We start from the raw sequence: 20,220 nt of genomic DNA, 5'->3' as shown, positions 1-20,220 counted from the left end.
GGTACAGCTATGAAAAAAATATTAGTGGCAGATGACGAAGACATCTTGCGCATCCTTATCACCGATACACTCGAAGACGATTTCAAAATCGAAGAAGCCGAAGACGGCAAAGAAGCGCTGCAAAAAATCAGGGAAAACGATTACGACCTCATTGTCCTCGATTATATGATGCCTCATCTGACCGGCATCGAAGTGCTTGAAGAAGTCCGGAAAGACCAGAACAACACCCGTGTGCTGATGCTGACGGCCAAAGCGCAAGACGCAGACCGCGAACAAGCCATCCTAAAAGGGGCGGATTATTTCATGTCCAAGCCGTTCAGCCCGATGGAATTGCTGACACTTGTAGAGAAAATACTCGCTTCCTGAAAAAAACGAACAAGCCCATTATGGGCCTGTTCGTTTTTTTGTTGTCGTGGCGTTAAAATTCGGTTGTATTCAATCATTTCCACCTGGCACGGTTTCTTTTTCCGGGTAAAAAATAACGCCGTTTTGGTGCTGGCCGTCCAGCAGAAGCTTCATCACTTTCGATAAATCGACCGGAGCATAAGGTTTCGTCAAATAATGGCTGATTTGCGTGATTTTGCGGACGTCGGCAATCGGGTCCAGCGCCGAGGAAATGACGATTGGAATCCCTTTCGTAGCGTCATCCTTTTTCATCATGTCAACCAGGTCCCAGCCGCTCAATTCCTCGCCGAGCATGATGTCGATCACAGCACCCACAAGCGGCGTGCGTTTCGCTTCTTTGAACGCTTCTTCCGGGCTGGTGTGGTAAATCACTTTGAAGCCGTTCAGCTTCAGTTCTTCCGACAGCAGCAAGGCCAGGCTCATATCATCTTCCACGATCATCACCGGCGGGTTTTCTTCGGCGCCTTCGTGAGCGGTGTATTCGACAGTTTCAGCGAGCAGCGGCAGCTCGAAATGGATGGCCGTGCCGAGCCCTTCCTGCGAATCGATCCAGATATGGCCGTCGTGCTTCAGGATGATTTCCTGGCAAATTGCAAGGCCGAGGCCGGTGCCGCCGATTTTGCGGCGCGAACTATTGTCGATGCGCTGGAATTTCGAGAACAATTTCGGAATGTCTTCTGCTGGAATGCCGATTCCCTGGTCTTGAATCGTGACGTGCAAGTTCTTGAAATCATTTTTCAGCGAAATCGTCACATTGCCGCCCTGCGGCGAAAACTTGATGGCGTTGCCGATCAAATTCATCAATACCTGTGCGAGGCGCTCCCGGTCGCCTTCGATCATGACATCCGAAGCATCGTCGATGAAAACGATCGGATGCATGTTCTGGGTGCGGAATTTCTCGGCCGTCTCGATGATCATCTCGCTCATCGACAATTTGCCCATGCGGTAGACCTGATTGCCGGATTCCATGCGCTGCAGGTCCAAAAAGTCGTTGATCAAATTGGTCAAGCGCTTCGCTTCTTTGTAGATCGTTTTTAAATAGCGCTCCTGTTTTTCAGGTTTCAGCTGCTTGTTCAGCAGCAGCTCGGTAAATCCGAGCACACTCGACAGCGGCGTGCGGAGTTCATGGCTGACGGTGCTGACAAGCTCAGACTTCATCTTGTCCACTTCGTGCTCACGCGTCACGTCCCGGTGCACAAAAATGGTTCCTGTCTTTTCTTTGTCGACGATAACAGACGTACTGTAGACGTCGATTACACGCTCGTACGGTTCTTTGATGGTGTATTGGAAAGTGTTCGACGCGGAATCTGTCGCTTCGATGCATTTGCGCAAGAATGCAAGCATCGCTTCCGGCGTCGTCGTCTGTTCGGACATCGACTGGATCCACACCTCCTGGTCGACGTGCGCATCAAGCGGCACGTCTCCGCAATACAGCATCGCGCACATCGTGTCGTTGTGCTGCACCATCGTGCCGCTTTTCGAAATGAACTGGATGCCTTCGTTGATGTTATTGATGATGCGCTCGTTCAGCGTCCGTTCATGGATGGCAGCATCGTATAATTGGATGCGGTCGATCGCGAGGTGCATCTGATTCAGCAGCCCGCTGATGTCCTGCTCTTCTTCTTTCGAGAAAGCCCGGCCCACACGCGACAAGCCGATCAGCGCGACGTCATCTTTTTCCTCGTTTTTCACCGCGGCGTATAAATCGTATACATAGACTTTCTCCACGGCAAAGCCTTTTTCATGCAGCGCTTCCCGCTTCATTGTGAACGATTCACGGTCCTTTAAGCGGGCCGTGAGATACGGCATGCGCTCTTCCCGGAATTGCTGGAACATCGTTCCGGTGAAACCCGTCAAGGCGAACTCACCCGATTTCGGCAGCCACAGCACTCCGGTATCGATGTCGTAGACATCATTGAAATATTGGATCGTCGCATTGGCGAGCTTTTGTTTGTCTAAAGTGAACGACAGCACGTGATTCAAATCATTGAAGCGGATCAGCCGGTCTTTAGTCTTCTCGGTTTCTTCCAGCGATTCTTCGAGCTTGATCTGCTTTTCCTGCAATTCGGTTTTATTCAGCAGCAAGGCCTGGTTTTGGGTAGTCAGCTCTTCCTGGTTGCCTTGGATGGTCTTGATCATGTTGTGGAATGTCATCGACAGCACGCCCAGTTCATCCGTGCGGTCAAGCGGCTTATAGGAAACATCCTCGCCGCTGACAAAGCCCTCGATCGATTCCCGCATGCCTTCCAATGGCTTGACGATATCGTTCAACGCCCGCAAAATGACCATCGCGATAATGACAAACAACAGGAGGAACAGCAGCGTCAGCAAGAAGGCGAAATTCTCGGCTTGCTTCAAGATATCCTGGTTCAATTGCCGCAGCGCCTTTTCAGAAGCCCGCTCGTTGTCCGCCGCAAACGCCACAAAGGCATTCACCGTCGAGTTGGTGCCGTCCTGCGACAGCTCCCGCAAGAGCGCATAATCATCCGCCCGCACGGCCGCAATGGAATTCGCAAGCACTTCGTTTTCATACGCCACCAAAAACTCGCTTAAATCCGCGATCGGCTCTCGTTCTTCCGCGGTCAACGGCAACGCATTCATCTGCTTGATCGTATTTTTCAAGCTTTCCAGTTCGACATAGGCCAGATCCAATTCCCGTTCGTTTTGGAACGCATAAAAGCCGCGCGCCCGGAAAAACAGCTGATTCAACGACTGCGAAAGTTCTTTCAGCTTTTCCTGTTTCTCGATCAATTCGTTGTAGGCAGCTTCCTGTTCCTGCTGCTGCGCGTTGATGTAAAAATAAATGCCGGTGATGACCACCGAACAGATTAACAGCGACGAAATGGTTAACCTTAAATACTTATGCCTAATCCCTTTTTCTGCTGAATTCCGCATGCACGTGCCTCCTGGATTCTTTTCTGCGTTGTTTCCCTTTTGGGAATTGTCTTAAGTATAATCGATTGATACTTCCATATATATGCTTTTTTATTTTTATAATGAATGATACTTCCAAAAGTCGTTGCGGAAATTTCCATAAAAAAATGCCGATTCATTGTGAATCGGCATTTCCTTGTTTTCACTCGTTTGGATCGTTCAGTTCTTCGGGAGACGACCAATAGATTTTCTTGTCGTCTTCCCGCACCTGCACCAGTCCCGCTTTTTGCAGCACACGGATCGATGCGTGATTGTCCAGCGAGCATGTCGCCGTGATCTTTTGGACGCCCGGCTGCGCCAGCCCCCAGTCGACCATGCCAACGGCCGCTTCTGTTGCGTAGCCTGCGCCTTGATAGCGCGGCAGGATGCTGTAGCCGAGGTTGATCTCGCCCCTTTCGTTCGGGCTGCCTTTAAAGCCGATGTCGCCGATAATCGTCCGGCTTTCCTTGTGGACGATCAGCCCTTCCCACCGATTCTCTTCCGGCTGCCCGGTGAAGCGTTCGATTTTATACGGAAAGAATTGCTTGTAGACGTCCATCGGGTAGTCGGCAGGCACGCGGTAGGGAATCCGTTTCTCCAGCTCTTCGGGTCCTTCGAGCAGCGCTTTGATCATATCGAGTTCGAACGTGATGATTTGCAATCTAGGGGTTGTGGCTTGCGGCACTAACATTCCTCCTAAGTGACGATGTTGTGTGGCTGTCTTCTTATTATAACGAAACAGGCAGTTCCTTGACCCCGCGCACGATCATGCCCGGCCGCCACGCCAACTCGCTTTCATCTACGGCCAGCCGGATGTCTGCGAAGCGGGACAGCAGGCTCGAGATGGCGATTTCGCCTTCTAGGCGGGCAAGCGGCGCGCCGAGGCAAAAATGGATGCCCATGCCGAATGCCAGGTGCGGATTTTTTTCGCGCGAAGGGTCGAAGCGTTCCGGCTCATCGAATTTAGCAGGATCGTGGTTCGCCGCATTCAGCGCTACCACCACGACATCGCCGCGGTGGATTTTCTTGCCGCGGAAGTCCATGTCTTCGCTTGCCCAGCGCGACGTGCTGAATTCTACCGGCCCATTGAAACGCAGCGACTCCTCAATCGCCTGCGGCACCCGTTCCGGCTCCTGCCGCAGCATTTCCTGCTGCTCCGGATTTGCCATGAGCGCAAGCACCGTGTTGCCGATCAGGTTGACCGTGGTTTCGTGCCCGGCAATAATGAGCAGCGAAACGAGGCCGTATAATTCCTTTTCGGACAGCCGGTCGCCTTCCTCTTCCGCTTCGATCAATTTGCTGATCAAGTCGTCATCGGGATTTTCGCGTACCTGCTGGAACCATTGCCCGAGGTATTGGATAAACTGGTTCATATGCTGATAGACACTGACGCCGATTTCGCCGCTCGTGCCTTCAATCATCGAATTGGACCACAGGCGGAATTTATCGCGGTCTTCCGACGGCACTCCCAAAATTTCGCAGATGACGATGATCGGGAGCGGAAACGCAAATTCATCAATGAGATCGACGGTGCCTTTCCCTTCAAGGCCATCGAGCAGCTCGTCCGTCAGTTCCTGGATGCGGCCGCGCATGCCGGAAATCATTTTCGGCGTGAACGCTTTTTGCGCGAGCCCGCGCAGACGTTTATGGTCCGGCGGGTCGGAGAACAACATGTTCTGGGTGAAGACCGACATCTCGCCCATGCTGCCGCCGTAGAGCTTCGAATAGTCTTTGATGAAACGGGCATCCTTCAACACAGCTGCGCCGTCTTCATACCCCGTCACCAGCCAGCCCCGCTGCCCATCCGGAAAGTGGACATAATGCACCGGATCCATTTCTCGCAGTTTTGAATAGGCCGGATACGGATTTTGGATGAATGATGAGGAAAACAAATCTTCGTTCATTGGCTTCATCTCCTTTTTGTACCCTATACCCGATTGGCAGAGAAAGTCATTGGTTCTTCGGGTTAATTTTCGCAGGAAATATTCCAGTCCCCTCGGCTTCAGGACAAACACCAGTTTATCTGAACCTCTTTCAACTAAGATTTGCCGGTATAGAAATAAAAAAATCTCATGGAAGACAAGAATCGCATACCACTTCTTGTCTTCCAGGAGATCATCGCCGAAAGTTATATAAACCGCTCAGAAATACCCTAATTTCTTAAGGTCCTCGTAAACGATCCAGGAATATTTTTTTCTCCCCTCACTGTTTAAATGGTCGGAATCGAGAAAAAGGCCTTTATTGTCTGCGAATCGTGGATCGTTCATGTAATTTAAAAAAGGAGCATCGATTTCAAGCGTGTCCAGGTACTGAAAAACAAGCCGATTCATCACGTCTTCATCGAAATGTTCTTGATAAGTCTGATGCACCGGCTCCATCGTCAGGATGACTTGGTAGCCCTGCTCTTTGCAATACTCCAGCATTTTCCTCAACTGCTTCACATTTTGTTCAACGTAATTTTTTTTAGTCGCTTGTCTATATTGGGCTTCTACGTGTTCATACTTTCTTTCCGCATAGCTTTTGCCGTTGTTTGCCCAGGGCTTATGGGAATCCCATCTATAGCTTTTCAACGTGCCTGAGAGCGCAGCGTTGACACTCTCCCCATTTGCCCCTGGAAAATACATGTAACGGTAATAATCCAGCAGCCGGAACGGTTCAATTTCGCTATGATCCAAAATTTCATAATAATTTCCGATGTCCAGGATTTCGAAATTCGCGAAAGTCATTTGAGAGATGGAAATGATGACCACCCCATCCGGTTTAAGATGCTTGCCATACTCTTTCAATAACTTAAAGTCGTATTGAACCGTCTGTGCAGGAAGAGCCAAATCCAGATGGGACAGGCCAGTCGGCTTAAAATAATAGCCATACATGGAATGGGAGGCACCCAGATTGATGATATCCACTGGATGCGGATTCTTCTTGAACGCCAGTATGTCACGGTTGATGTTGTAGTCATACGAATCCTTGACAAAGTTATTTGCCGGGATGAACAGCAGCAAAGCTGCAATAATGATAATTATTACCTTAATGAATAAACGGCCCATAGCAAATCCTTTCGATGCAGTACTTCTTTTGCCAAAATTATTTAATCGCCCGCCAACAAAATGCCTACGTTATTTGCATTTCGATCAAAATCCACCATAGATAAACCCCTCACCCGAAACACCGAATACGAGGATGGAAACTACGATTAAAATATAAACGGCAACTCGTGCGAATGCCGGCCGCTGCGATAACCAGGTCCATGTGGAAGCATTTTTTCGTTCGATATAATGAAACACTTGCATAATGACAAAGAAAAAACCGAAAATCACTAGATCCAGCAGCGAAAACATTTCAGCGGCTTCCACAATTCCAGATGGTTTCCACGAGCTGAACGTCAAAAACAGCCGTGCATTTTCAAATGCTGCTGCAACGGAATCCGAACGGAAAAACACTCTGGAAAAGCAAACCAGCAGGAACGTGATGGCAATCTTCACCCATTTATGGAGCGAGGGGCTCTTATCCAACCGGATAAAGGACGCCATCCTGCCGCGGGCGTGTTTGGTATGATCGCCGAAAACCCGGTAGAACCCATGGATCAGACCCCATAACACAAAAGTCCAAGCGGCTCCGTGCCAAATGCCGCTGACCAAAAACGTAATCACGATGGCTACATAAATTTCACTTCTCTTCTTTTTCCCTTTGCACAGCGGGACAAAGATATAATCCCGGAGCCAATTGGAAAGCGTGATGTGCCACCTGTTCCAGAAATCCCCGATCGACACGGCAAAATGCGGCTGCTTGAAGTTTTCAGTCAGTTTGATCCCGAGCATTCTGGTACAACCGATGGCAATGTCACTGAGCGCTGAAAAATCGGCGTACAATTGGATCGAGAAGAGAATCGTCGCCAGGACGATTTGCGAACCGGTCGGGTCAGGACTGTCGTACACACCTGCAACAATCGGAGCCAGCCGGTCTGCAATCAATGTTTTCTTAAAAAATCCCCAGGCGATCCGCTTCATTCCATAGCTTAAATTTTCATAGTTTAAGGTCTGTTCCACTTTGAATTGCGGAAGCAATTTCTTCGCGCGTTCAATCGGCCCCGCAACCAATTGCGGGAAAAACGCAAAATAGATGGAAAAATAGCCGTAATGCCGCTCCGCTTTCTGCTTGCCTTTGTAGATGTCCACCAGATAACTGACGGCCTGGAACGTATAAAAAGAAATGGCTACTGGCAGGACAATTTCCTGGTACGGCACCGCATAATTCCAATTCAGGTAGGTTGAAAGTGCCCGAACGGAGTCATTGACAAAATTAAAATATTTAAACCAGCCGAGAAAAAACAATAATACGCAAATGCCAAGCAGCATGGCTTTTTTCTTCTGTTTTTTGGTTTCCTGTTTCTCGATGAGCATTCCCGTAAAATAAGTGAAAACGGTGCTGGCCAGCAGCAGCAGGACGAAATAGCTGCTCAAAGAAGCGTAAAAACTATAGCTTGCTGCCAGCAACAGAACCCATCTCCACCGGTGCGGGATCCCGTAATACGTAAAAACGATGGCTGCGAAAAACAAGAGAAACTCAATTGATATAAAGGTCATTCAATCACCTGATAAAAATAAACTTAAGATTTTTCATAAAACGGGACATGCACTTACATCTTCTGCTGCGGGCTCAGACGCTGATGAATCATCCCTGTCCAGGCAACTCGGAATAAAGTATTTTTCCGAAGGGATTACGCGGAATTTCCTCAATTCGCATAATCTCCAAGCCCTTTAAGTTTAATTTTTCCTTCATTAATTTTTTAATTTGAAGACGGTCTTCTTTTACTGTGTAAATAGACAACCGGTCATCCGTCCCGGCGCAGACGCACTCATGGCCATGCTCCTGTAAAAGCCCTTCAACTTCATCCAAGCTGATGCGGTTTCCAGCGACTTTCACGATTCTTTTGAGTCGTCCCGTGATAAAGAAATAACCATCCTCATCAAAATAAGCCAAATCCCCGGTGTGCAGCATTCCGTTATTCTCATCTTTCTTCGAAAGATCGGCCGACGACTCAGCATACCCCAAAGAAACATTGGCTCCTTTGTAGATCAATTCGCCGTTCACATGAGGCGCTGTAATTTTCTGGCCCTTATCATCCTCCAGCATCAGTTCTCCACCAGGGATGGCAATTCCGATGCTTCCGGCTTTATCAAGATTCTTTTCATGCGGCAAATAACTCATTCGCGCCGTTGCTTCCGTTTGGCCGTACATGGTGAAAAATTGAATCCCTTTCCGGCCACAGACTTCAGCAAATTTGCCCGCTAGATTCGAGCTTAATTTCCCGCCTGCTTGCGTCAGTTTTTTTAAGCTTGGCAGATCGAACGCTTCAAACTTCAGCCTGTCGAGCATCTCATACACGAAAGGGACGCCGCCAAAAGTCGTTGCCCCTTGCTCTTTGCATAAATCCCAAAACTCTTTTTTCAGGATGGAGGCATCCGTGACAATGATCGCCGCTCCGCAAACGAAATGGCTATTGATGATGGACAGGCCATAGGAGTAATTCATCGGCAATGTGGTGATCGGTTTATCGTCTGCCTCGATGCTCAGATACTGCGCGATGGATTCTGCATTGTTGAAGATGTTTTCATAACTTAAGCGGACAAATTTGGGGCTGCCCGTACTTCCGGAGGTTGTTAAAAGGAGCGCAAGCTGGCCATCCAGCTCATGCTGGAAAAAGGTCCGGCATTTAAATAAGGTGTAATCTCCAAACACAAATGCACGATCCATTGTCTTTGCGAGGTCTTCGTTTTCACTGCTCGCCCAGATGTATGCAGGCTGATAAAGGTCGATCAGCCTTTGCAGCCGGTCCAGCTGGATGGAAGCATCCAACAGAACGGGCACCACATGGCCTCTAATAAAGCCGACGTAGCCAAATAAAGACTCTTTATTATTTGAACACAAACAAAAAACGAGTGTTCTTTCACCCACTTCACCACAGATCGCGTCCGAAATTTCCACCATTTCAGCGTAGGAATATTCGCGTTCAGCATGGACAGCGGTGCGGTTTCCAAACACCTCAAGCTGTTTGAAACTATTCATTAACAAAGTCTACTCCCAGCCGTTTCAATAGCTCCATTCCTGAGCGATACGAATCGAACTCCGTCATCTCTTCAGATTCTATGGAGACATCAAACGCATCCTCAATCGTAGAAATAAGAATCATATGCCCAAGTGAATCCCATTCGCTTGTTTCCCCTAGCGCTAAATTTTCAACGGCCTCGTCTTCTTCCAATTCCAACGCGTCCATAAATGCATTTCTATATTTTTCGATATTTTTCATCAGTTACACCCTATCAATAGTTATTTTCACTTTCATCTGTGTGAAGGTCTGGTTTGCTCAAGCAGCTTGCAGATCCATCTGCTCCTTTACACTTTATGAGCGTTTTGAATAAATTTCTTAATTGAAAATGATTCTCATCATCAATTATAAGTATATCGAACGAAAAGTCAACATGGTAATTATATGCGGTTATTGTACTTATACCGGACTTTCAAGCCTTTCACTCCCCGCAATCATGTCGCCGACTGCGGATTTCAAACAGAAAAAAGCTCCCCCTTGAACACAGGAGAAGCTTCATTCATTCACGATATGATTTTTCTTTACAGTCAGACCGACTGCTCGCAGAACCAAACTTATGCACATGTGGATAAGTTTAAAAGTTGTGGGTGCGCTTGTTTATCCACAAAAACCGACACGCCGAGGCTTTTAGACAAGTCCCTCAAACAACAATACCCGGGCTGGTGAAGCATCGGTGCCGATCAATTTCAACGGAGCTGCGACCATAAAGTATTCGCCTTGCTCAATTTCCTTTAAGCGCAGCCCTTCGATAATAATGATGTCGTTCGCGAACAGGGCTTTATGCGTCGGATGCCCTTCCTGGCTTCTTTCGACGCCAAGCGAATCGATGCCCACTCCGCGGATGCCGACTTCAGCCAGATAGTCTGCGCCGTCTTTCGCCAAGTAAACAAAGTCAAAGTCAAAAGCTTCTTCAAACGAATTTCTTGTTTTGAATAAAACAAAGTCATCCTTTTGGAGCCCGAATCCTTCCAGATCCACTTTTGATACAGCATCCTTCACGTTTGTCAGATCTAGCACTTTGCATTGCCCGACCAATTTATCCAATGGGACCGATTCGAATGTTTCGCCTTCAACCATCATGTGAAGCGGTGCATCGATATGCGTGCCGGTATGGACATCCAATTCCAGACGCGTTTCCGTAACGTAGCCGTTCGTTTGCTGATTGAGTTTCGGCTGCTTCTCCGGTTTGTCTTTGTAGACGGTCATGCCTTCATAAATAGAACCTGTGATATCGTACATTTTCATCAAATCAACCCTTTCAATATGGCTAGTTGTATGCCGTTGTTTAAACCTTCGCATGTTTTGGAGCAAACTGTCCAGTGAAAAAAATATTAAACAAGCGTCAGTGTGAATAATAAGGATTTTTCAAGCCGCATACTTACATTACAGCGCATAAATCATTATACTAAAAACTGTTGCAATACTCAGCCATGGTGAAAATCAGCTTGATGAAATTAGGAGGATTTAATGTATGAACACTGAAAGACCAATAGCAGAAGCCAATCCTGAAGATGGGTTCATCGAATCTCCAAACAATTGGTCCATGGAAGACATGACCTTTATTTTATTCGGCGCGACGGGAGATTTGGCACAGCGAAAATTATTCCCAGCTTTATATAATTTGTATCTCGATGGAAAATTGCCGGATACGGTCTCGATCATCGGTTTGGGCAGAAAATATGCTTCAGACGAGGCATTTCAATCGAAAGTGGAAAAAGCGCTTTGCGCCTATTCCAGAAGAAGCGTTGACCCGTCAAACTTGCAGGAGTTTTTAGCAAAATTCCGCTATTTCACGTTTGACGCGACCATTGAAGAATCGTACGTGAACCTGCTCAAATTGGTTGAAGCGCGGGAAAAAGAACTGGGAATTCCGGAAAATCGGCTGTTCTATTTGTCCGTGGCGCCAAGTTTAGTGGATATCATCACGTCCAACCTCCACGCAAGCGGCCTCGACAAAAACAAAGGCTGGAAACGCCTCGTGATTGAAAAACCATTTGGGCGCGATGTGGAAACGGCCCGGCAATTAAATGATAAGTTATTGGAAACATTCCACGACAATGAAATTTACCGCATTGATCATTACCTGGGGAAACCGATGGTGCAAAGCCTTAATACCTTGATTTTGGCAAATCCGGTATTGGACTCCTTGCTGGACCAAAAACTGATTTCCAACGTCCAGATTACGGCCAGTGAAATTGTGGGCGTGGAAACGCGCGCTGATTATTACGATAAAGCCGGTGCGATCCGCGATATGGTGCAGAACCACCTTCTCCAACTGGTTATGATGACGGCCCTCTATCTGCCGGAAAACTTGACGGACAATAAAATCCAGACGAAGAAAACAGAAATCCTCGCTTCTCTTCGGACGATCCGCAAAGAAGAAGCGCATCAGCATGTGGTCCGCGGCCAGTATGAAGCCGGCGAAATCCACGATGCACCGGTTACCGGCTATAAAGAGGAGCCCGGCGTTGAAGCGTCTTCCAAGAATGACACATATTTCGCAGCACGCCTGGCGATTGACCATCCATCTTGGGAGGGAATCCCTTTTTATATCCGCACCGGGAAACGGATGAACAAGAAGTCCACGCAGATTGTCGTCGAATTCAAGCACAAGATGGTCGATTCAGACCGCTTGAAAGGCACTTCCCCCAATTTGCTGGTGCTTGAAATCAGTCCGAACGAAAGCATTTCGCTGCGCGTCAACTTGAAAGAAGCATCCGGCAATCAGTTCAAGCCGGTATGGATCGACTTCTCCACCAGTTCAGAAAATCAGCCGGAAGCCTACGAACTTCTATTGTTCGATGCCATCCTCGGCGATTCGACCTTTTTCGCCCACTGGCGGGAAGTCGAACTGTCCTGGGAATGGATCGAGCCATTATTGAACGCCTATGAGGAAGACCTGCTGCCATTGCATGGCTACCGCGCAGGTTCAACAGGCCCCGAAGCGGCAGAAGAATTGTTGCAGCAAAAACAGCATAAATGGTGGTAACACGGATGCCAGGTTCCCTAAGGAACTGGCACCTGCAAACGAAGCACTAGAACATGAAATAGAAAAAATCGGTGTATCACACACCATAAGGAATGGAGCAGAATATTATGAAACAGCAAATCGGTGTTATCGGTTTAGGCGTAATGGGCACGAACCTCGCATTGAATATGGAAAGCAAAGGCTTTTCGGTAGCGGTCTATGATTATTGGACAGAGCGGGTCGATGAACTGTCCGCTAAAGAGGCGCAGGGAAAAAACATCCAAGGCGCTTACAGCATCGAAGAGTTCGTCTCTTCCCTGGAAACGCCCCGCAAAATTTTGATGATGGTCCAGGCCGGCGACACGACCGATTCGGTCATCGAATCGCTCATTCCTCATCTTGAAAAAGGCGATATCCTGATGGACGGCGGAAATTCGTTCTTCCAAGACACAAACAGACGGACAGCGGCCATTGAAGCAGCCGGCCTTCATTTTATCGGAGCAGGCATTTCAGGCGGCGAAGAAGGCGCCCGCAACGGCCCTTCCATTATGCCTGGCGGATCGAAAGAAGCCTACGGACACGTCCAGCCACTACTCGATGCCATTTCTGCGAAAGTGGACGGCGTTCCCTGCAGCACCTATATGGGGCCTCTTGGTGCCGGCCATTACGTGAAAATGGTCCATAACGGCATCGAGTACGGCGACATGCAGCTGATTTCCGAAGCGTATTTCATCATGAAACAGGCTTTTGGGCTTAGCGCACAGGACATGCACGGCATCTTCGCGGAATGGAACAAAGGGGAGCTGGACAGTTACCTCATCGAAATCACCGCAGACATTTTGGCAAAAAAGATGACGAAACCGGCAATCCGCTGCTCGACCAGGTGCTCGATGCAGCCGAACAAAAAGGCACCGGGAAATGGACAAGCCAAAACGCATTGGACCTGGGCGTCTCCCTGCCGATCGTCACCGAATCGGTCTTTGCCCGCTTCATCTCGGCCATCAAGGACGAGCGCGTGGCGGCAAGCCAGTTATTGACTGGCCCTGAACCCCAGCTTCCTGCAGGACCCTCCCAGGAGCTGATCGAAGCGATCCGCAAAGCGTTGTACATGAGCAAAATTTGTTCGTACGCCCAAGGCTTCGCACAATTGCGCGCAGCTTCTGTCGAATACGGCTGGAACATCCCGTACGGCGACGTCGCCATGATTTTCCGCGGCGGCTGCATCATCCGTGCGCAGTTCCTGCAAAACATCAAAGAGGCGTTCGACTGTAATCCCGAACTACCTAACTTATTGGTAGATCCATACTTCAAGGACATCGTCGAAGAATACCAGTCTTCCCTTCGCGAAATACTGGCCTTGGCCATCCAGCAAGGCATTCCGGCACCCGCCTTTTCAAGTGCATTAGCTTATTTCGACAGCTACCGCTCTGCGGTATTGCCAGCGAACCTGATTCAGGCACAGCGGGATTATTTTGGCGCCCATACCTACAAGCGCGTAGACAAAGAAGGCGTTTTCCACACGGATTGGTCGTCTAAGCAATAGGGAAAACAACAACCAACACGTTAAAGTTCATCCCATAGAAAAAAGCCGGTTCATTGCGAACCGGCTTTTTCTATGGGTAAACTAGGTTTCGGCATGAAATTTGATGTAAGCTAAAATGACTAGTATTGATAATTTACTGCCGGAGGTACTTATGAAAACACATTATTACTTAGGTTGGTTCAACAACTTCTTTCCAGAGAAGCTGGAAAAAGTGTTGCAGGAAGACATAACGGATCGAAAATCACTGGTGATGATCAGTTCAACTCCATTCGTTGATGAAGCTGATGGTGCTACTGAACGTTCGTGGCTGGACCATGCCGGAATCACCTTTGATGAATACCAGTTGATCAATTTTCACGTGCAGAAGGAAGATGCCCATAGCTTACTGGAAAATGCTTCAGTTATATTTTTGCTCGGTGGAAATACGATGGAACAAAATAGGTTTTTGATGGACTATGAATTAGCAGAGCCGATCAAAAAAAGCAAAGCTATTGTCATGGGCGCAAGCGCTGGTGCGATCAATATGTCTGCCAAATGGCTCTGCTCAAAAAACTTTGGCTATGACGTAGAAACAAGCTCTTTTTACGATGGAATCGCCTTGAACGATTTTTCCGTCCTGTCTCATTTTGATCTCGAAAACAATATGGCGTTGGTCCAGGAGGAACTGTCTTTCTTATCGAAAGAAATGAAGGTTTATGCATCGAACAAGGATTGCGCCCTGCGTACAAAGGGAGACAAAATCGATATTCTTGGCAATGTATATTTAATTTCCAACTCAGGTATTCAGAAAATGGATGAGACGTTTTAGCTATGAAAATTTTTAAAAATAAAACCTGAACTCTCATAAGAGAACTCAGTTTTTATTTTTTATATGGTATTAAGAAATATTGAACTGGTAATTTTAAAAACATATACTCATATCGCTTCACATTAACGACTTTGCTTTTCTTTCAAAATAAGCATGCAGCTTGTACTCAGCTATTTCTTCCCGTTAAAGACAGTCTGATTCTCATTTTCACTGTTGCATCATTTAAAAGCCGGTAATTCGTTATAGAAAGAGCTATTCCTTATACATCGTAGAGGATTGCCTTTAGCGTCATGCAAATACAATTTATCTCTAGGTGCATTTATGCACTTTCTCTTACAAATGATTATTACTTTAATCTTATGAAATTATTTTAAAAATATACTTTCGTTGTGTTATAGTAAAAATAATCCATATTTATCATTTTTATAGACAAAGGGGTAATAAAATGTCCGAATTTAAAAAGAAAGAACGTGCCTTATTGATGTCTATATGCATGGCAGAAAAGGTGCCAGTAGCTTTAGGTGAAGAACTGCTCAGAACTTCTGAAACTTTTGCTTATGAAACTCAATCCGCCGCATCGCGTGTAAAACAATATGACGATTTGATAGATTATCATTTCGCTAAAAAAAATGGGTGATAAAAAATGCTATTTAAAAAGATAATTTTTGATAACTATAAAACTTATTACGGTACTCAACAAGTAGATCTATATATTCCTCCTGAGGTAAAAGAAAAAGAAGGAAAAAACATTATTTTAATAGGCGGTTTGAATGGTGCAGGTAAAACTACTATTTTAAAAGCTATTAAAGATGTCCTTTATGGTAGAAGAGAAGTTTCGGAAGAAGAATATAAGAAAGTATTTTCAAATGTAATTAATAATACATTTTATGGAGAAGGTGGCAGAGAATGTTCAGTATCGCTGGTTTTGGAAACAGACTCCGGTGAAGAATGGACCATTAAAGTAAAATGGTTTTTTAACGCATATAAAATGATGACAATGGATGAAAGAGAAGTAACTATCAAGTCTCCTAAAATGTATATGCCTAAGAAAAATCTAGTTCAAAACATTGAACAATATAACCGCTTAATCGATAAAATCATGCCTTATTACGCTTCTCCGTTTTTCATTTTCGATGGCGAAGAAGTAAAAGAAATTATTGTGAGACAAGAGCAAGCCGAAATGAAAGAAGCTATTCACAAAATTACCGGCATGAATTCTTATAAGCAATTACTCAAAGATTTGAATGCTTTAAAATCAGATCTTGAAGCAAAAATTATTAAAGCTCAACGAGGCAGCCAAGTCCATGCTTTGAAAACTCAATTAGAAGAAGTACAAAGTTCATTACTTACCCTAGACACTAAAAAGAAAGATACTCGGGCAAAAATTATTCAGTATGAAGAAAGAATTAACGAGTTACGAAAAAAACGCAATAAAATTTTCTCTCAAAATTCCCGTTCAAGAGAGGAAATTGTAAAACGTCAGGGGAAATTGATTTCTGAAATTGACCAGAGTAAAAAGAATTTAGATACCTTATTAAAAGATAGTATTGTTCCTATTATCTTAAAAAATAATATTTTAAATCTTAAAAAACAATTAAAAGTTGAACAAGATGCCAGAAACGCAAAAGTTGTCAAACAAGCATCTCTCAAGCCATACCGTCAATTTATGGAGTCGCTATTAAATATTCCGATATCTCCAACTCTTACACCTGAACAAATTGAGCAAATTAACAAGATCGGTGAAGATATTTGGATCAATCAACATGAAATTAAAGTGACTCCTGAGAATGAAGTAAAAGAGCTTCATGATATCTCATTTAAGGACTATCAGGTAATTCAAAACTATCCAGTCCGGGACCAAAAAGATATTTCAGAACTTATCAATAGAATCGAAAGACTTGAACAAGATTTCGAAGCTACCGAAGTTGAATTAAGAAATGCGCCGGAGTTCAAAGACACTGTTGAAGAGAACGAAAAGATTGATAGTCTGACCAAGATGGTTGGCCAGTTAACTTTACAGATGAAATCTATTAACAATAAAATTCAAAGAGACACTGATATTAAAACTACTTTGATGAACAAGCTTACTCGGAATTCCGGAAATGACGGAGATATGGGCAAACTTAAAGTTCAACTGGAGAATACAACTTCGGTAATTACAGCCCTAAATCGATATATAACGGATGTTACAACATTAAAAGCCAATTTTATTAAAGAAGAGTTTTCAAAAATGTTATTAAAACTTTTCCGTAAGCAAGATGAGTTCGGCAAAATAGAATTTGACATCAATACTTTTACTGTCCGTTTATTCAATGACAAAATGCAGGAAGTCAGTATTAATGACCGATCTGCCGGAGAAATGCAAATGATATCTTCTGCTTTAATCTGGGCATTAATTAAGGTTTCAGATCTGGAGCTTCCAGTTGTAATAGATACGCCGCTTGGCCGACTGGACAGTCATCACCGAAACCAGTTGATTAATCATTACTATAATGAACTTAGTAACCAAGTGATTATTCTGTCGACAGATACAGAAATTACACAAGATTACGTAAATGTTATGAAAGCCAATTCTTATAAACAATACATGCTCGATTACAACGAAACTAAAAAATATACTTTAATCCGAGATGGATATTTTGAATTTATTGGGAGATGACAGTAATGGCTAATAAAAGAATGCTTCTCTCAGCAGAAGGAAAAGAAATTCTCGATACATTAACTGCAGCACTTGAATTAGATCGGCCGACGGTTGTTCATATTGCTTTGGCAAAAGGCATCGCCGAAAATGACTTGCTCAATGAACAATTAGATACGAGAAACCGATGGACAATTCCGGACAACATCATTAAAGAAAAAGATTTTCTTTTATTTAAACATTTAATTATTCAAAAAGCCGATCGCATTCTAAATGATGATGAACTGCATAAATACATGATTATTCTTATCGAAAACGGGTTGAGAATAATGAAGAATTTAAATGACAATAAAACTTCCATGCAAGATCTTCGCTTGTTAATACTATAAAAAACGAGCCCTGCCAATTCTCTCTCAGAGATTAGGCAGGGCTCTTCTTTTATATTCTTTCTGAAAGCGGACTAATATTTACTACCGTTGGCAACGGGGTTGAAAGTTCCCCATTTTCTTTTAAAATCGGACTATGAACAATACATTGACCCTTTTTCAAATGAGCCAGTTTAGCTTCCCATATTTTCTTTTCACCATTATCTTTCGATAAACTTGCTGCTACATTTGAAAGTTCTTGCTCCGGCGGAAGGAAGTAAACTTTTTCAGCAGCATTTTGGAGACGAGCTAATTCATCTGCGCCTAATTGGGATTTCAAAAATTGTGTGGCATACCAGCCTGACCAACCGAACTTTCTTCCTTCGGTCAAAATTCTCGCAGATGGTGATTTTTCGGTATGGTCCAAGTTTTGAGCTTCATCCATTAATACAGGCAGCGGATGATTCTTGCTCCCAAATCTGACTGAGTAATTCCAAATATCCCATAGTATAAACTCTGTGATAACTAATTGAACATCTCTAGGGAATAGAGTCAATTGGATGATGAAAATTTCGCCATCAGCCTCAGTGATTTTTTTCCAGTCAATTGATTCACTGAAATCAAACAAATCCCGGTCAATTAAAGGCCGTATTTGAGAAAGCGCCGTTTTTGCATAACTGGTTCCCGCATCTTCTAAAAGATCTTTTAGCTTCTTAAAATCCATTGAATCTCCGTATTGATCCATTCCTTCTCTTACAGCTTCGTAGATTGCATTTTGTTGCTGAATGCCCAGACTCTTATACACTGAAGAGAAAACACTTTTTACTCTTTCAGCTATGTCAGTATTCGATTCCGGAAGTTCCAATCCCCCAATATTCCTCACATTTCTCTTGAAAGGATTAATTGGCAGTTTTTCACTAATAACTACTTTTTGTTTAAGCTTAGGACCCAGATATTCAACAAATTCCGGTTCTAACTGGTTTGGGAGAAACCCTTCTGTGTAATCAATGACAATGCTTGATAGACCTAGTTTGGATTTTTCTAAAAGAAGACATTGCATAAAATAAGTTTTCCCTTGTCCAGAACCGCCTGAAATTAATAAATGACGATTTGCCAACGAAGAATTTCCGAATTCCCAATAAATATCCCTATTGGAATTTTCCACTTTCCCAATTTTAATGCGGATATTTTTGAGGTCTATACTGTGGTTTTTCTCAATTTTTGGAATTGGCTCACGCTCAGATTCTGGTTTGACTTCTAGTTCCGGTTTTTTCTCTGGAATTTCTTCTGGGACGATTTGAGGAGTTGGTTCCAGCTCTCTATCTTTCACTTTCTCCGGTTCGATCTCCAGTATTACGCTAGGTTCAACTTCGGGAACTTTAACTGCTTCTATTTCCTGTATTGTTTTCGGCTCTACCTCAGGACCTTTCATTGATTCGATTTCATTTTTAAGTTCAGTATTATTCTCATGAATACCATGGGGATTAACATTAGAAATCCCTTGCGGTTCTCTCTCCAATTCATCAATTTTAACCGTATTTCCAGATTTATTATTGTAATTCTTGGCATAAGCATGATCTTCTTCTACTTTATACTCTCCGCTCGGGGAGACTAAGAGAGCTTTAGACCCTTCTCTAGGCATATAAAGAGTAGAAAGCATTTCCTCTTTAATAAAATCAGATTCTTCATGTTGAATCCATTCCCATAAATTCGAAATAGATTTAACCAAACCTTCGTAACCGTCCTGCTCAGGTAAATTCATAATTAAAACATCATCTTCTTTACTTACACTTCTAAAATGCGCTTCTTTCTTAAATGAGAGAACCGAGCCTTCACCAATAAATGGTGTAAGGTGCTGTCCAATTTTATATTCCGCTTTCAATAATTTTTCAATCATAGCATCAGAGATATTATAGTTTTTCTCCGGCCACAATTTACTTATTTCCAGCTTTCTTGCATTTGCAATTAACAACTGAACAAAGAAGTTCTTATAAAACTGCCCTGTAAAACTTTCTCCTTTTTCACCAGTTAAAGCATCTACAATTACTTTTTTGGTTTGATGTGCTTGTTCGAGAGCTTTTTTCATTACATCATTACTGTTAATGCCTATTTTCACTTCAACTGGATAGAAATGAAGATAAACTTCATCTCCTATACTTTCTAATCCAATTAATAGAAGATCATCACTGTGACGGCCGGTAACTCCCAAGTTTTTCGCAGTAAAAATACCGTCCTTTTTATTCAAACTTACGGCTCCAGCTACTCGTAGAATTTCCTCCATAGAAATTGGGACCCATAGAATATTGGAATGGTCAAAATACGAAATTGCGTATTTTATAGCAGAAATAATGCTTAGTTTTTCCCGGTCAAAATGACCTTTGCTTCCAATAATTCTTAGGAGCCATTCCCCATTAAAAGTATTAAACGCTTTTATTGTATTTAACACATTATTATCTGTGCCTTCTACCTTTTTT

15 protein-coding genes and 1 pseudogene are annotated in these 20,220 nt (G+C 44.3%); 7 read left to right on the top strand and 9 right to left on the bottom strand.

The annotated features are described in order from the left end of the window. Positions 1-9 precede the first annotated feature (9 nt). Entirely contained in the window at positions 10-366 is a 357-nt protein-coding gene (locus EGV91_RS06585; RefSeq protein WP_135501894.1) for a response regulator transcription factor, read from the top strand. Positions 367-435: 69 nt separating this feature from the next. Here the strand turns inward: EGV91_RS06585 and EGV91_RS06580 are convergent, their stop codons facing one another. The 8 genes from EGV91_RS06580 to EGV91_RS06545 form a co-directional block, all read right to left on the bottom strand. After that, the gene (locus EGV91_RS06580; protein WP_135501892.1) at positions 436-3,300 is read right to left on the bottom strand and encodes an ATP-binding protein; all 2,865 of its coding nucleotides are present in this window, start codon (positions 3,298-3,300) and stop codon (positions 436-438) included. A gap of 181 nt (positions 3,301-3,481) precedes the next feature. Further along, positions 3,482-4,003: a GNAT family N-acetyltransferase gene (locus EGV91_RS06575; RefSeq protein WP_135501890.1), complete on the bottom strand. Its 522-nt coding sequence runs from the start codon at positions 4,001-4,003 to the stop codon at positions 3,482-3,484. 43 nt (positions 4,004-4,046) lie between these two features. Further along, the gene (locus EGV91_RS06570; protein WP_241666124.1) at positions 4,047-5,222 is read right to left on the bottom strand and encodes a cytochrome P450 family protein; all 1,176 of its coding nucleotides are present in this window, start codon (positions 5,220-5,222) and stop codon (positions 4,047-4,049) included. Between the two features lie 237 nt (positions 5,223-5,459). After that, positions 5,460-6,365, bottom strand: coding sequence for a hypothetical protein (locus EGV91_RS06565; RefSeq protein ID WP_135501886.1), 906 nt, complete (start codon positions 6,363-6,365; stop codon positions 5,460-5,462). 84 nt (positions 6,366-6,449) lie between these two features. Then, the gene (locus EGV91_RS06560; protein WP_241666123.1) at positions 6,450-7,901 is read right to left on the bottom strand and encodes an MBOAT family O-acyltransferase; all 1,452 of its coding nucleotides are present in this window, start codon (positions 7,899-7,901) and stop codon (positions 6,450-6,452) included. Positions 7,902-7,989: 88 nt separating this feature from the next. Further along, on the bottom strand, positions 7,990-9,384 hold the full coding sequence (locus EGV91_RS06555; RefSeq protein WP_135501884.1) for an AMP-binding protein: 1,395 nt from the start codon (positions 9,382-9,384) through the stop codon (positions 7,990-7,992). After that, positions 9,377-9,625, bottom strand: coding sequence for an acyl carrier protein (locus EGV91_RS06550; protein WP_135501882.1), 249 nt, complete (start codon positions 9,623-9,625; stop codon positions 9,377-9,379). The genes EGV91_RS06555 and EGV91_RS06550 overlap by 8 nt, the downstream gene beginning before the upstream one ends. A gap of 426 nt (positions 9,626-10,051) precedes the next feature. Then, positions 10,052-10,669 (bottom strand): cyclase family protein, encoded by a 618-nt coding sequence (locus tag EGV91_RS06545; RefSeq protein WP_135501880.1) that lies wholly within the window; start codon positions 10,667-10,669, stop codon positions 10,052-10,054. Positions 10,670-10,895: 226 nt separating this feature from the next. Between EGV91_RS06545 and zwf the strand changes: the two genes are divergently transcribed. From zwf to EGV91_RS06515, 6 genes and pseudogenes are all read left to right on the top strand, one after another. After that, positions 10,896-12,413 (top strand): glucose-6-phosphate dehydrogenase, encoded by a 1,518-nt coding sequence (gene zwf, locus EGV91_RS06540; RefSeq protein ID WP_338325025.1) that lies wholly within the window; start codon positions 10,896-10,898, stop codon positions 12,411-12,413. 104 nt (positions 12,414-12,517) lie between these two features. Then, a pseudogene (gene gndA, locus EGV91_RS06535) lies at positions 12,518-13,935 on the top strand (NADP-dependent phosphogluconate dehydrogenase). A 151-nt stretch (positions 13,936-14,086) separates the two neighbouring features. Beyond that, positions 14,087-14,743: a Type 1 glutamine amidotransferase-like domain-containing protein gene (locus EGV91_RS06530; protein WP_135501878.1), complete on the top strand. Its 657-nt coding sequence runs from the start codon at positions 14,087-14,089 to the stop codon at positions 14,741-14,743. 445 nt (positions 14,744-15,188) lie between these two features. After that, positions 15,189-15,380, top strand: a complete 192-nt coding sequence (locus EGV91_RS06525) for a hypothetical protein (RefSeq protein ID WP_135501876.1) — start codon at positions 15,189-15,191, stop codon at positions 15,378-15,380. Positions 15,381-15,386: 6 nt separating this feature from the next. Beyond that, positions 15,387-17,402 (top strand): DNA sulfur modification protein DndD, encoded by a 2,016-nt coding sequence (dndD, locus tag EGV91_RS06520; protein ID WP_135501874.1) that lies wholly within the window; start codon positions 15,387-15,389, stop codon positions 17,400-17,402. Between the two features lie 5 nt (positions 17,403-17,407). Continuing rightward, positions 17,408-17,770 (top strand): hypothetical protein, encoded by a 363-nt coding sequence (locus EGV91_RS06515; protein ID WP_135501872.1) that lies wholly within the window; start codon positions 17,408-17,410, stop codon positions 17,768-17,770. 49 nt (positions 17,771-17,819) lie between these two features. Here the strand turns inward: EGV91_RS06515 and EGV91_RS06510 are convergent. Continuing rightward, positions 17,820-20,220: helicase HerA domain-containing protein (locus EGV91_RS06510; RefSeq protein WP_241666122.1), on the bottom strand; the 2,401-nt coding region annotated here is incomplete at its 5' end.

It is taken from the genome of Planococcus koreensis, from assembly GCF_004761975.1.
GTDB lineage: Bacteria > Bacillota > Bacilli > Bacillales_A > Planococcaceae > Planococcus > Planococcus koreensis.
The sequence above is the reverse complement of the archived record's forward strand: the minus strand, read 5'-3'. Positions and strand labels throughout refer to the sequence as shown.